The 13,504-nt window shown below is 62.7% G+C and carries 11 protein-coding genes; 5 read left to right on the top strand and 6 right to left on the bottom strand.

Features of this window, described 5'->3' with window-relative positions:
- Together QRN54_RS29155 and QRN54_RS29160 are read right to left on the bottom strand one after the other, a co-directional pair.
- Window positions 1–499 (bottom strand): aminotransferase class III-fold pyridoxal phosphate-dependent enzyme (locus QRN54_RS29155; protein WP_285183639.1); only part of this gene is annotated, 499 nt, incomplete at its 3' end.
- A gap of 40 nt (window positions 500–539) precedes the next feature.
- Window positions 540–2,018, bottom strand: coding sequence for an amidase (locus tag QRN54_RS29160; RefSeq protein WP_007735205.1), 1,479 nt, complete (start codon window positions 2,016–2,018; stop codon window positions 540–542).
- Here QRN54_RS29160 and QRN54_RS29165 point away from each other — a divergent pair.
- Window positions 2,010–2,150 carry a hypothetical protein gene (locus tag QRN54_RS29165; RefSeq protein ID WP_155277953.1) on the top strand — a complete coding sequence of 47 codons (141 nt, stop codon included), beginning with the start codon at window positions 2,010–2,012 and terminating at the stop codon, window positions 2,148–2,150. The two genes, QRN54_RS29160 and QRN54_RS29165, sit on opposite strands and share 9 nt — an antisense overlap.
- Here the strand turns inward: QRN54_RS29165 and bar are convergent.
- Window positions 2,144–3,253, bottom strand: coding sequence for a barbiturase (bar, locus tag QRN54_RS29170; protein WP_007735206.1), 1,110 nt, complete (start codon window positions 3,251–3,253; stop codon window positions 2,144–2,146). The two genes, QRN54_RS29165 and bar, sit on opposite strands and share 7 nt — an antisense overlap.
- Before the next feature lie 223 nt (window positions 3,254–3,476).
- Between bar and upp the strand changes: the two genes are divergently transcribed.
- The 4 genes from upp (at window position 3,477) to QRN54_RS29190 (ending at window position 8,914) form a co-directional block, all read left to right on the top strand.
- Window positions 3,477–4,100 (top strand): uracil phosphoribosyltransferase, encoded by a 624-nt coding sequence (gene upp, locus QRN54_RS29175; RefSeq protein WP_007735207.1) that lies wholly within the window; start codon window positions 3,477–3,479, stop codon window positions 4,098–4,100.
- 92 nt (window positions 4,101–4,192) lie between these two features.
- Window positions 4,193–5,890 (top strand): PucR family transcriptional regulator, encoded by a 1,698-nt coding sequence (locus QRN54_RS29180; protein ID WP_003946020.1) that lies wholly within the window; start codon window positions 4,193–4,195, stop codon window positions 5,888–5,890.
- Window positions 5,891–6,179: 289 nt separating this feature from the next.
- Window positions 6,180–7,406, top strand: coding sequence for a CaiB/BaiF CoA transferase family protein (locus tag QRN54_RS29185; protein ID WP_285183642.1), 1,227 nt, complete (start codon window positions 6,180–6,182; stop codon window positions 7,404–7,406).
- Entirely contained in the window at window positions 7,403–8,914 is a 1,512-nt protein-coding gene (locus QRN54_RS29190; protein ID WP_042450595.1) for a carboxyl transferase domain-containing protein, read from the top strand. The genes QRN54_RS29185 and QRN54_RS29190 overlap by 4 nt, the downstream gene beginning before the upstream one ends.
- An 87-nt stretch (window positions 8,915–9,001) precedes the next feature.
- Here QRN54_RS29190 and QRN54_RS29195 read toward each other — a convergent pair whose 3' ends face one another.
- From QRN54_RS29195 to QRN54_RS29205, 3 genes are all read right to left on the bottom strand, one after another.
- Entirely contained in the window at window positions 9,002–10,435 is a 1,434-nt protein-coding gene (locus QRN54_RS29195; protein WP_042450598.1) for a uracil-xanthine permease family protein, read from the bottom strand.
- A 148-nt stretch (window positions 10,436–10,583) separates the two neighbouring features.
- A complete protein-coding gene (locus QRN54_RS29200) occupies window positions 10,584–12,227 on the bottom strand; it encodes a PucR family transcriptional regulator (protein ID WP_083058490.1) in 1,644 nt (547 codons plus the stop codon).
- A gap of 102 nt (window positions 12,228–12,329) precedes the next feature.
- Complete coding sequence (locus QRN54_RS29205) at window positions 12,330–13,445, bottom strand: XdhC family protein (RefSeq protein ID WP_064689119.1); 1,116 nt, start codon at window positions 13,443–13,445, stop codon at window positions 12,330–12,332.
- Between the last annotated feature and the right edge of the window lie 59 nt (window positions 13,446–13,504).

A 13,504-nucleotide genomic window follows, 5' to 3' on the forward strand; every position in this document is an offset into this window, starting at 1 on the left:
CATCCGCCATCAGCTCGCCGTACCCCTCACGGTTCACCGGAATACCAGCGAGAGCCGTTCCGGCAATATGCATTCCGTGATACGCCTTCTGACGACCGACGATGATCGCCTTCTCCGGCTGCCCCACCTCGTGCCAGTACCGGCGAGCGAGCTTCGCCGCAGTGTCCACCGAATCCGAACCACCCGAAGTGAAGAAGATCTTGCTCCCGGCAACCGGCGCGATCGTCGCCAACCGCTCCGCCAACACCTGCGTGGTCTCGGGAACGAAATCACCGAAATTCGAGAAATGAGCGATCTTCGACAACTGAGCCGCCACCGCATCCGCGATCTCCGTGCGCCCGTGCCCGACATTGGTGAACCACAGGCCCGCCGTCGCATCCAGATACCGAGTGCCCTCGCGGTCCCAGATGTACGCACCCTCACCGCGAGAGACGACAAACGCGCCGTTCTTCTCCACAGCGCCCATATCCGCGAACCCGTGCCACAATGCCGAAGCCATCGTCTCTCTCTCCCAACTGGATACGTTCGAAATAGATCGGTCAGTTCACGCGGAGTGCGGGCGGAAGAACCCGCTCGACCCACTGGGTTGCCTGCTCGAATGCGTAGGCGAGTTGGAGTACGTCCAAGTCGGCTCCGTGCCGACCGATGATCTGGATACCCATGGGAAGCGAACGATCGTCGAAGCCGACCGGCATTCCCGCAACCGGAACCCCGGCCATCGTCCAGGGGACAACCGTCTCCATCCACCGGTGATACGTGTCCATCGACCGGCCGTCGACGGTCTCGGGCCAGTGAGTGTTCTTGTCGAAAGGAAACACCTGGGCACTGGGCGCAAGAATGTAGTCGTAGGTTTCGAACATCTTGGTAATGGCCGACAGCCAGCCGTTGCGGGCCTCCGCGGCCTTGGTCACGTCGAGAGCCGACAGTGTGACCGCGTGCTCGAGTTCCCACAACAGTTCGGGCTTCATCAACTCGCGCAAGCTCGGATCGTTGTACTGATCGATCAAGCCGAGCTGTGCCCACCAACGCCACCGCAAGAACAGTTGCCAGATGTCCTCGGGTTTGAAGTCGGGAAGCGCCGCCTCGACGCGGCACCCCAACTGTTCGAAGACCTCGAACGAGGATTCGCACAACTCGAGAACTCCAGGTTCGGTTGCCAGGTAACCGTTCCAGTCACCGACCCATGCGATCCGAGAGCCCTTCAGATCACGTGCGAGGCTTTCGGTGAATACCGCGGGATCCTCACGAATCCCCAACGGTGCATAAGCATCCGGCCCCGCCATCGTGGAAAGCAGGTGAGCCACGTCGGTGACGGTTCGGCCCATCGGGCCCACAACAGCGCCCTGAGCGATGAATCCCGTCTCCGGTATCCGACCCCAGGATGGTCGAAACCCAACAACGTTGTTGAATGCCGACGGGTTTCGGAGCGAACCCATGTAATCGCTTCCGTCAGCCACCGGCAGCATGCGGAGCGCCAACGACGCAGCGGCGCCTCCGCTGCTACCGCCGGCAGTGCGCGAATTGTCGTACGGCGACACCGTCGTACCCCACACCGGGTTGTACGTCTGGGATCCGAGCCCGAACTCCGGTGTGTTCGTCTTGCCGATCACGATGGCACCGGCAGACCTGATCCGCTTGACGAACAGTTCGTCATCTTCGGCGATTCGATCCGCGAACATCGGCGACCCGGACGTGAACGGCAGACCCTTGGCCGCCGAAAGATCCTTCACCGCATGCGGAAACCCGTGCATCCAACCGAGATACTCCCCACTCGCCAACTGCGAATCACGCTCGCGCGCCTCCGCCGTCAACGCTTCCCGATCCCGCAATGCGACAATCGCGTTCACCGCCGGGTTATGTAATTCGATCTGATCGAGGAAGCTGTCCATCACCTCGACACACGACACTTCACGCCTGCGTATCAGACCACTGAGCGTGACCGCATCGGCCATGACGAGTTCGCGATTCTCGGGCGCACCGGAAACGCTCTCGTCGACAGGGTCAGCAGCATGAACCATCGTGAATCCTTTCAAGCAGTGAAGTGGGGTACGCCGCGGCGGACTCGCCGCCACCGGCAACTGATTCGAGGACGAATTGCCGGTGGCGGCGCGACTGTCGAGGTTTCCAGCGAGGTTCTTGCCTACTACTGACCGAGATCGACGATGGCAGCGACTGGGCCGCCGCCCTCGGGACCCTGGTGCGCTGCCGATACCGAGACGAACACTGCCGGATCGCCGGTGACAGCTGCCGTGACTCCGCCGACACACGACTTGATCTGGCGGTGCCAGTGCACGTCGGAGTCGTCGAGCATCGCATTACGACGGCCACGGACCGTTCCGTCCTGACTGGCCTCGCACTTCAAGAACACGTTGACGAGTTGACCGTCCAGGTCGCTCGAGTGCGGCCGCTCCGGAAGTTCGAGTCCGGCGTCACGGATCGCCGCCCAGATGCCGTCCTGGTCGAGCGGATCCTTCATCACGCTGTGGCCGATCCGGTAGCGTCCGCCGACGCCACGTGCGTTACCGACGACGACGATCTGCGCGCGGTCCAACTCGACGCCGGACGAGCAGGATGCGACAGAGGAGAAGAGTTCGCGGCTGTGCATGACATCCTCGTCGGTCGGCATGTCGATTTCGCCGAGCGCAACCGCGATCCCCAGAGCCGTTCCGCCGTTGGACAGGTCCATCGACTCATGAGTCTGTTCGGTCCACACAGTCTTGCCGCGGCTCTTGGCGTCACGGATGGTGTGAATTGTCAGCAACGGGGTCTTGGTCTGTACGTAGTGCACGTCGGCGGGATCGGTGATGCCGGCATTGGCCATCGCGTCTTTCACGGCCGCAGCAACTTTGGTGATCATGGCCGTACGGCCGATGTCCTCGGGCAGCAGTTGCTCACTCATGGCGACACCCACGGTCAGTCGCGGCTCGTCGGTCTTGGTGACCTTGTCTGCCGGCACGGTCGCGAAGATCGTCGCGTGCGGGCTGATCACGCCGTCCGTGCCGCCGGACCAGACGATCGGCACCTCCGCCACTTCTTCGGGGCTGCGATTACCCTTGGCGGAGAGAACCTCTCGGAACGCTCGGTCCGCGATGATGCGCGTGTAGTCGTTGACGCCGCCGTTACCCTCGGTTTTGCCGATGACTGCAATGACGCGGTCGGCCTCGAGGACACCGTCGTCGATCAGCTTGGCGAGCTCACTGGCGTCGGAGACGCTGTGTAGCGGAACCTTACGGACCTCGATTGCTTCGGGCATTGGCATCTCCTTGTATAGGGAATCGTGGAGGCAAAATTGGGCCTTGACAGCTCCGGGCGCCCAGTCCAGCCGAGCGATTCGGAACTGCCGTGTCGACCACGCTATGACGACTCGAACCCATCGGCATCGTCAATACTTGCCCAAACGAAAACCGCGATTGGTTATTTCGACTCCGAATCACCGGTTGTGCGCCGCCCCATCGGTTCTCACTTACGATTCGACCATGGACACCACTGTTGTCGACCATCCGCTGGCGGCATCGCTGCTCACGACCATGCGCGACGCTCGCAGCGACAACGCAACGTTCCGGTCCGCCTTGCGCAGACTGACCCATATGTTGGTCTACGAGGCCATGCGCGGCGCAGAACTGGAACAGTTCGACATCGAGACGCCAGTTGCTCCGACGCTGGGGGTGCGGCTGGCGAATCCACCGCTCCTGGTCCCGGTCTTGCGAGCGGGCCTCGGCATGGTCGAACAGGCGAGTGCCCTTATTCCGCAGGCAGGCGTCGGTTTCGTGGGAATGGCACGAGACGAGAAGACACACCAGCCGGTTCCGTATCTCGAGTCCCTGCCAGCTGATCTGTCGAGCACCCCCGTCTACGTCCTCGATCCGATGTTGGCGACCGGTGGATCCATCGTCCGCACAATCGATCTGCTCATTGCACGCGGAGCCACCGATGTGACTGCAATATGTGTCGTCGTGGCTCCGGAGGGGATCGAAGCACTGAAGAACTCCGGACATCCGGTCCGGCTCCTCACAGCGAGCATCGACGACGGCCTGAACGAAAATGCTTTCCTGATACCTGGACTCGGAGACGCGGGCGATCGCCAATTCGGGCCGCGGTAGTTGGCAGACATACGGAGAACCGCTCATTTCGAGAGGCTATTTTCGTCAACTGTTGACAATGTTCGTCGCGTGATCGAGCGTAGTCTCGCGACATGGATAGATCTGCCAAATATTCGAGCGAAGAGCTTCAACATTTGCCAGAGGGTGGCGACTACAGACTCACAGTTCGGGATGTCCTCGAGCTGCCCAGTCTGCGTGGAGCCGAAGTCCTTGCCGGGCACGGGGGCTTACGCCACCTCGTTCAATCGGTGAACGTGATGGAAGTACCGGACATCCTCGCTTGGGTGAAGCCGAACGAGTTGTTGGTGACAACCGGGTTCCCGCTGCGCTACGGGCGAACCGGCGAGCTTCTCGACGACACAGATCTCAGTGACCTCGTCGACGGTCTTGCACGTCGAGGAGTCGCGGCACTTGCCGTGAAAACGGGCCGTTATCTCGACGAGTTGCCCGAGGCGATGCTGCACATGGCAGAGCAGCGAGGGCTTCCGCTGTTGGTTCTTCCCGTCACCGCGGGATTCGACGAGGTGATCTCGGAGGTCTTCACCAAGTTGGTGGCGAAGCAGTCCGCGGCACTCGACATTGCCGATCGACTTCACCGCTCGTTGACGTCGATCGTCTTGGAAGGTGGCGATCTACCTCAGATTGCCGCAGAATTCGCCGCGCTCTTCGACGTCAGCGTTCTGATCTGCTCGCCGGACGGAAGGGTATTGACCGAGGCCGGGGATTCAGCCGCGCTGAACGCGCTTCCGTTGTTCGAAAGCACCGGTCGGTTCCTGACCGAGCGGGTCGCCGTCGGTTTACAGAACGCGCCCAAGGGATTTCCCGGCCAGTTGGCGCTCACCCGAGTGGTGGCCGGCGGCACCGACCACGGCCGGATGGTGGCGTACGCCGGCACCCACGAACTCGGCGCAGTTGTCGTTCAAGCGCTGGAGCGAGCGGCCACCGTTGCCGCGCTGGCCGTCACCAAACAGCTGGCAGTTGCGGCAGTGGAATCCAAGTTCCGCGGCGACTTCCTCCGTGACGCACTGATAGGCGAAGCCGGCTCGCCTGCGGAAGTGAGCGCGCACTTCACCCAGTTGGGGTGGGATGTCACTCGTCCACTTGCCGTTGTGGTTGCAGAACTCGACGTCGATCACCCGGAATCCCAGCACGCGAATTCCACTCGCACGGACCAAGATCGACTCAGCGACGGCTGGCAACAAGTGGTCCGAACACACGAGCGGACGGCGCCGTCCGTCGGGTTTCGACACGAGGTGGTCACGCTTTTCCCGACCAGCACCGACCGTGCGGTTCGGGACATCGAAGGGTTGGTGCGCAAGGTTGCCGGCGATCGCACCAGCGGCCGCCGATCCTTCAGCACGGGAGTGAGCCGGGTGATCTACTCCCTGGCCGATCTACCCGCGGCCTACGACCAAGCCTGTACAGCCGTGGTCGTCGGCCGACGTATCAACGGGCCGGGGCAGATCGCACACTTCGACGAACTCGGTGTACACCGACTCCTCTCGCTCCAGACGGACAAGAGCGAACTGCGTTCGTTCACCGATGACGTTCTGAAGTCCTTGTCGGCGGACAACGCCGAAGCCGCTGACCTGCGTCTGACACTCCAGACCCTGCTCGACTGCAATTGCAATGTCGCCGAGGCCTCCCGGGCGCTGCACATGCACTACAACACTTTGCGTTACAGAATCGGAAAGCTGGAGAGCGTCGTCGGATCGTTCACCGACGACCCCGTCCTTCGATTGAACGTCTCACTCGCCCTGCAGGTCATGAAGATGCACGAAATGTCATGACTTCGCACGATATGAGCTGACAGAACGTCCCGATAACGGTTCGATACAACCGCAATCGCGCCGCCCGGTGAGCGTTCGTCACTTCTTACCCACCACTGGCACCCGTCGTCGGCAAGGTTACCCATGTGCCGTTCACCGGTGTCCGCTTACGGTTCGAAAGACGGGCCGCACATACCTCCTTCAGTGGCCCTGGCCGATTTCTCGGTCCAGCGGACCGGAGTCGACCGAACTACGGAGGCCTCAACCACCAACTGGCTCAGCCAATTACACCAGAACACGGCGGTGCGACATGAACTCGACTTCGAAGCCTCACAACACAAGTGCTCGTAGTGGTCCGCTACACGACGTGATTGTCGTCGACCTCACGCGCGCACTCGCGGGTCCTCACGCGGCAATGATGCTCGGCGATCTGGGTGCCGACGTGATCAAGGTCGAATCACCTCACGGCGGCGACGACACCCGTGGGTGGGGGCCGCCTTTTGTGGAGCCCACGTTGGAACCACCGAACACGCAACGGGAATCGACGTATTTTCTGTCCACGAACCGGAACAAGAAGTCGATCACGCTCGATCTGAAATCCGACAGTGGGTGCGCGACCCTCGAAGATCTCGTCTGCCGCGCCGATGTTCTCATGGAGAACTTCCGCACCGGAGTTCTCGATCGACTCGGATTCTCGACCGAGCGGCTGGCCGAACTCAATCCTCGACTGATCGTTCTGTCCATCAGCGGTTTCGGCCACGACGGCCCGGAAGGCGGTCGCGCCGGCTACGACCAGATCGCCCAGGGGGAAGCCGGACTCATGTCGCTGACCGGCTCGAGTCCGGACGACGTTCAACGAGTCGGAGTTCCGATCGCCGATCTTCTCGCCGGAATGTACGGGGCGTTCGGTGTCGTCGCGGCTTTGAAGGAACGCGAACAGACGGGGAAAGGCCGCGTTGTCCGAACGTCGCTCTTGGCCAGCGTGGTCGGTGTTCACGCGTTTCAAGGAACGAAGTGGACCGTCGCCGGTGAGGTAGGCACAGCGCAGGGCAACCACCATCCCTCCATCGCACCGTACGGACTCTTTCGTACCGGCGATGGCGCAGTACAGATCTCGGTCGGCAGCGAAAGCCTGTGGAGAAGATTCTGCGAAGGATTCGACCTCGACCCTGACGCCCCGGGTATGGCAACAAACGCCGAACGCGTCGAAAATCATTTCCAGGTCGTCGAATTGATCGAACGTACCTTCAAGCCGTACTCGCGTGACGAGCTTCTGACCGAACTCGACCGCATCGGAGTACCGGCAGGACGGGTTCGGACGATCTCCGAAGTGTACGAATGGGAGCAGACCCGATCACAGGGATTGCTCGTCGACGTCGACCACAGCACGCTCGGAAACATCACACTGCCCGGTCCACCGCTACGATTTTTCGATCCGGACGGAACCGAAGTGACGGAGACCCGCCACACTGCACCTCCGGTTCTCGGTGAAGACACTGACGAAATCATGTCATGGCTACAAGGATTCACCCGATGAACCGCCTGACGGCTCGCGACTTGCTCGACCTGGTAATCGATGCCGGCACCTGGGAGTCGTGGGATACCCCTCCGATTCCCGTCGCGACCGACTCCGATTACGCCGAAGCACTTCTGCGGGCCCAGGAGAAGACCGGACTCGACGAGTCCGTCCTGACGGGAAGCGCCTCCGTCCGAGGCCGCCGTGTGGCAATCATCGTCTGCGAGTTCGGCTTTCTCGGCGGATCGATCGGCGTGGCGGCGGGCGAACGCCTCGTCGTCGCCATCCGTCGAGCCACGCAAGAGCAGCTGCCCCTTCTTGCGCTTCCCACGTCCGGGGGAACGCGTATGCAGGAGGGGACGACGGCGTTTTTGCAGATGGTCAAGATCACCGCGGCGCTCATCAAGCACAAAGAAGCGCACCTGCCCTACATCGTCTATCTCCGAAACCCCACCACCGGAGGCGTATTCGCGTCCTGGGGATCACTCGGTCACGTGACGATCGCGGAACCGGGGGCCCTCGTCGGATTCCTCGGCCCTCGAGTGTTCGAGGCCTTGTACAACTCACCTTTCCCCGCCGGTGTCCAGACAGCGGAGAACCTTCACGAGCACGGACTCATCGATGCAGTGAGGCCGCCAGACCAGCTCGCCGAAATCGTCGAACGCGCATTGCGCATCATCACCGGGGCGCATCGTGGGTACTTATTGCCCAGTGACCCGTGCTCGTACGATTGCCCACCCGATACGTCAGCCTGGGAATCCGTCGTCGCATCCCGACGCGAAGACCGACCGGGGATACGGGAAGTGTTGCTCAATTCCGCCTCGGACATGCTCCCGCTCAACGGAACCGGCCAGGGCGAGAACGATCCCGGCATCATGCTCGCGCTCGTTCGCTTCGGCGACATGCCCTGCGTCCTTCTCGGACAGGACCGGCGCGGACAGACTGCTCACTCCCCACTCGGCCCCGGCGCTCTGCGGGAGGCTCGGCGAGGTATGCGGCTGGCCGCAGAACTCGACCTGCCGCTGGTGACGATCATCGACACAGCGGGCGCGGCACTGTCGAAGGAGGCCGAAGAAGGCGGACTGGCGGGCGAGATCGCTCGGTGCATAGCCGACATGATTTCACTCGAGGTCCCCACCATTTCCCTCCTGCTCGGGCAGGGCACGGGCGGCGGCGCCCTGGCACTGATTCCGGCCGATCGAGTGCTGGCGGCCCGCCACGGTTGGCTCTCGCCCTTACCTCCCGAAGGTGCGAGCGCGATCATGTTCCACGACATCACGCACGCGCCGGACATGGCAGCCAGTCAAGGGATCAGGTCCTTCGATCTGCTCGCGGGCGGCATCGTCGATCGGGTCATCCCCGAATTTCCCGATGCCGCGGACGAATCCGCCGCCTTCTGCACTCGAGTCGGAACGGTACTGCACTACGAGCTGAGCGTGCTCAGTGCTACCGATGCGACTGAACGGCTCAACACCCGCACCGAACGCATCGACCGTATCGGCCTGGTCGAAGCCAGTACCTCCGTCTGATCGATCAGTACCCAGAACACCGGAAAGGCCGGACATCCTCCGCGGAGGATGTCCGGCCTTCGTCGATCGAGCACACTCAGCCAAGCGTCACGTGAGTTGCTTGGCGGGTTCCTCCCGCTCGCCGCCGGGAGTCTTCGAATCCGGCTTGTTCGGTTCCGGATTCTTCGCATTCAGTTCCGGGTTCTTCGAACCGATGAACTGGCACAGGTGGTACATCCCGATCACGACGATGGTGCCGAGCGCGATGCCGCTGAGCGAGAACGTGTCACTGAACTTCAGGGCCGTGTCGCCGATACCGATGATGAGGCCGGCCGCGATCGGCATCAGGTTGAGCGGATTGCCGAAGTCGACGCCGTTCTCCTTCCAGATCTTGGCGCCGAGAAGGCCGATCATGCCGTAGAGCACCACGGTGATTCCGCCGAGAACACCGCCGGGCGTCGCCGAGATGACGGCACCGAACTTGGGGGAGAAGCCGAGCATCATGGCGACGATGCCGGCAACCGCGTAGGCGGCGGTGGAGTACACACGGGTCGCTGCCATGACACCGATGTTCTCGGCGTACGTCGTGGTGGGCGAACCGCCGACGCTGCTGGCGATAGCGGTGGCGAAACCGTCACCGGCGAGCGCACGTCCCATGTACGGGTCGAGGTCGTCCCCGGTCATCTCGGCCACGGCCTTCACGTGGCCCGCGTTCTCCGCGATCAACGCGATGACACCCGGAAGGACCAGGATGATGAACGTGAGGCTGAACGACGGAGCGTGGATGCCGACGATTCCGTTGGCCTCGTCCGAGAACGGGGGAAGGCCGAACCACGACGCCGACTGCACCGAATCCCAGTTGACGCGGAAGTGCTCGGTGATCTGACCGGTGCCTGCGTCGTAGGAGGTGATCGTCCCCGAGACCCGGTCGAGGATCCAGGAGAGGACGTAACCGAAGATCAGCGCCAGGAAGATGGCGATGCGCGCCATGAAGCCGCGTAGCGCGATACTCATGACGATCAGGGCCACCATGACGATCAGAGCCACCCACTGGTCCTGCGGCCAGTACAGCCCCGCGACGACGGGTGCCAGGTTGAATCCGATCAACATCACCACCGCGCCGGTCACCACTGGCGGAAGAACCTTGAACACGACCCGGCCGCCGAGGAAGTGGATCGCGATACCGATGGCCGCCAGGACCAGTCCGGACACCAGGATCGCGCCGGTCACCTCGGCGGACGTTCCGCCCTGGGCGCGAATGGCGGCGATACCACCGACAAAAGCCGCCGACGTACCGAGGTAGCTGGGAATGCGTCCCTTGACCACCAACAGGAAGAAGAGCGTACAGAAACCCGACATCATCACGGCAAGTTGAGGATTGAGGCCCATGATGATCGGGAACACGAACGTCGCGCCGAACATCGACACCACGTGCTGGCTACCCAGCCCAATGGTTCTTCCCCAGCTGAGCCGCTCGCCGGGAGCGACCACTTCACCCGGTTTGATGTTCTTTCCATCTCCGTGCAACGTCCAAATCGGCATGATGGGACCTTTCGTGCAGAGGAAGGTGTCCGAACGCTGAGTGTGCTCCAGCTCACAAAACACCGTGACTGGAGTGAAACGCTATTACAGCGCAGGGGTATCGACGTGATGACAATCTGCCAGAACCCACGGACTCGGATTGGCAATATTAGTGATTGATGCCGCGCATCGCGGTTATCTTCAGTGCTAGAGACAGATCCAGCCGTAGCTCGGGTTGCGCCGTGAAGGGTCCCAGCATTTTCTCCAGCTTAACGACCCTGTAACGCAGTGTGTTGTAATGGAAGTGGAGCTTGCGCGCTGTCTCGGCGATGTTGATGTTGGTCGCGAGCAAGACTTCCAATGTCTTGCGCATGTCCTGCGCTTCGGCAGTTTCCTCCGTCAGTTCCCGCAGTGTCTCCCGCGCGAACGTCTCCAGTTCGTTTTCGTCCTCGACCAGACTGAGCAGTCTGTACACACCGAGATCGTCGAACTGAGTCACCGTCCACGGACCGGAGATCCGTCGCCCGACGGTCAGTGCGGTGCGCGCCTGACTGTAGAGCGCGGGGACGGCGTCGATCGCCGCTGTCGGCCGGGACACCCCGACACTGAACGGCCTTCTCCCGCCGCCACCTTCACCGCGAACGACCGTGACGAGGTCCCGCACCAATGCCATCGTGTCGGTGCCGACGCCCATGACGATCACCGTCTCGCCCGTCAGCGCGGTCACCGCCGCACCGGGATCGCGGTGGGCGATCGCCCCGGAGAACGCCATCGCCTGGCGATCGACAACAGGCAGCCGAGCGGGCGCCGCCGAGGCCGGTTCGTCGACCGGGTCCGGCTCGATCGAGACGATCACCAGCGGGCGATCGAAGTCCCAACCGAACGTCTTGGCGTGGGAGACAACGTGATCGTGGTCCCCGGCACGGCCGAGGAGCAGGTCGTGAACGAAGTTGGCGCGATGGCGTTCTTCCACCGACGCAACGGCCTGCTCACGGGTGATGACCAACGCGCACACCGACGCGGCCCGCTCGACCAGGTACTGGTCGTAACTCGTCATGACGCGCTCACCGGTGAACAACGCGAGACGCCCGTGGTCGATGTGATTGGCGGAAATCGCGGACACCGCGATGAATTGACCGTCGAACTCGTGCAGACCCAATCCGCCCTCGACGGTGTCGGTCCGCAGACGACCGGTGGAATCGACGGCGGGACAGGCAGACAGATGCTTGCGCTCCGCGGCGTCCCCGGCGCGGCAGATCTCGCGTCCGTCCGAGGTGGTGATCAGGGCGGCGCCCTTCATCTCCCGAGCGATGACTTCGGTCAATTGCGGGAGGCCGCCGCCGCCCATCACGACGTCGACCAGCAGCCGTCGCAAGCGCTCGGCCCCGAACATGGCGTCGATCTGGGCCGACTCCGTCTGCTCACGGTCTCTCGCCGCAGGGTGATCACACGCACCGTGAAAAACCAGGAGCGGGAAGCCGGCGCTTTCGGCCGCGTCGACCAGCTCCGGCGCGAGAGTGTCCCCGTCTGCGCCGAATTGGACGGCAAGTGCCGCAACACCTCGCGTCGACAACCGTCCGACAAATGCTTTGAAGGTTTCGGTGACCCTGGCGAGGGTTTCCGGCGTGGTGATCAGCAACTGTCCGTGCCGCAGCCACGGTCCGATGTCCGGAACCGCCATGAATCCCACCCGGGCTACCGTCGGGTCTTCGCAGCCGCCGGCGACCTTTCGAACACCAGGAAGGAGCTGGGTTCGAAGAAGTTCGGAGAGAACAGCATTCACCTCGGATGCCGGTACGGCCGGGTTTGCCACTTGGCAGGCACCTCGATTTCATTCGGATCACGGAAGATGGTTCACGAAAGAAACGATCCTATCCCCACCGAACACAAGATGTCCGAATTCAGCGCAGTCGACTCAGGCCGTTCGATGCAGGGCGGTCGGATTCTCCTGAGGTGGCGGGTGGATCGGCCCCTGCAGATCCCGCAGTTCCAAACCGGAGGCATTGCGAAGGGTCTTGGTCATCTCGGCGAGGATCGACACTGCAGTCTCCTCCGGTGTCCTCGCGCCGAGATCCAACCCGATCGGTGAGTGCAGACGCCCCAACTCGGCGTCGGTGACGCCTCGCTCCTTCAACAGCGCCACCCGACGCTCATGCGTCGCACGACTTCCCATCGCGCCGACGTACGCAGCCGGCGAACGCAGCGCGATCTCGAGCAGGGGGATGTCGAACTTCTCGTCGTGCGTGAGCACGGCCAGGACGGTTTTGTTGTCGATCGGTGCGGTTTCGAGGAACTTGTGTGGCCACATGACGACCAGATCGTGGGCGTCGGGGAAACGCGCCCGTGTCGCGAAGACCGGCCGTGCGTCCACGACGGTCACTCGGTAACCCGCAAAGGCGCCCAACGTACACATCGATGCCGCGAAGTCGATGGCCCCGAACACGTACATCCTCGGTAGTGGCGCGAAGATCTCGACCAGCAAGTCGTGCTGCGAATCGATGAGGGTTCCCGCCGGCGCGACAAAAGCGACGGACTCACCGGTGTCCATCGTGCGCAACAGGATGGAGACCTCGTCCTCCGTGGCATCCAGATCCCCGCTGCGTCGGCCGTGCTCGACGACGAGATGCCGCGCCGGCGCTCCCGGACGCACTTCGGTGACCACGACGACGGGCGTATCGGCCTCGATTCGTTCACAGACCTGACCGAACTCGGCGAAATCGGCTCCGACGGCCTGGACGAACACTTCGATGGTTCCGCCGCAGGTCAGACCTACTCCGATGGCGTCGTCGTCGGAGACGCTGAAGACCTCGATGCGGCTGGTGCCGTCGGCGAGAACCTCCTGGGCGATCTCGTACAGTGCACTCTCGATGCACCCGCCCGAGACGCTGCCGACCACCTCGCCGGAGCGTGAGACGGCCATCGAAGCACCGGGCATGCGCGGTGAGGATCGCCAGGTACGGACAACCGTCGCCAGTGCAAAATCCTCGCCGCGGGCGTGCCACTGCGCCAGCTGAGTGGAAATGTCGCGCATCGCCTCGCCTCCCGCTTGCATCGCCGTCCGTAGAGAGTTCACGGTATCGGCCCACCGCA

This window comes from Rhodococcus sp. MEB032 (assembly GCF_030208925.1).
In the GTDB taxonomy this organism is placed as follows: domain Bacteria; phylum Actinomycetota; class Actinomycetes; order Mycobacteriales; family Mycobacteriaceae; genus Rhodococcus_F; species Rhodococcus_F qingshengii.

Bases quoted from the DNA above. Each gene is read 5' to 3' on its own strand.
- QRN54_RS29165 (WP_155277953.1), top strand. From the start codon at position 2,010: ATGAACCATCGTGAATCCTTTCAAGCAGTGAAGTGGGGTACGCCGCGG.
- QRN54_RS29160 (WP_007735205.1), bottom strand. From the start codon at position 2,018: ATGGTTCATGCTGCTGACCCTGTCGACGAGAGCGTTTCCGGTGCGCCC.
- bar (WP_007735206.1), bottom strand. From the start codon at position 3,253: ATGCCCGAAGCAATCGAGGTCCGTAAGGTTCCGCTACACAGCGTCTCC.
- upp (WP_007735207.1), top strand. From the start codon at position 3,477: ATGGACACCACTGTTGTCGACCATCCGCTGGCGGCATCGCTGCTCACG.
- QRN54_RS29180 (WP_003946020.1), top strand. From the start codon at position 4,193: ATGGATAGATCTGCCAAATATTCGAGCGAAGAGCTTCAACATTTGCCA.
- QRN54_RS29185 (WP_285183642.1), top strand. From the start codon at position 6,180: ATGAACTCGACTTCGAAGCCTCACAACACAAGTGCTCGTAGTGGTCCG.
- QRN54_RS29190 (WP_042450595.1), top strand. From the start codon at position 7,403: ATGAACCGCCTGACGGCTCGCGACTTGCTCGACCTGGTAATCGATGCC.
- QRN54_RS29195 (WP_042450598.1), bottom strand. From the start codon at position 10,435: ATGCCGATTTGGACGTTGCACGGAGATGGAAAGAACATCAAACCGGGT.
- QRN54_RS29205 (WP_064689119.1), bottom strand. From the start codon at position 13,445: ATGCGCGACATTTCCACTCAGCTGGCGCAGTGGCACGCCCGCGGCGAG.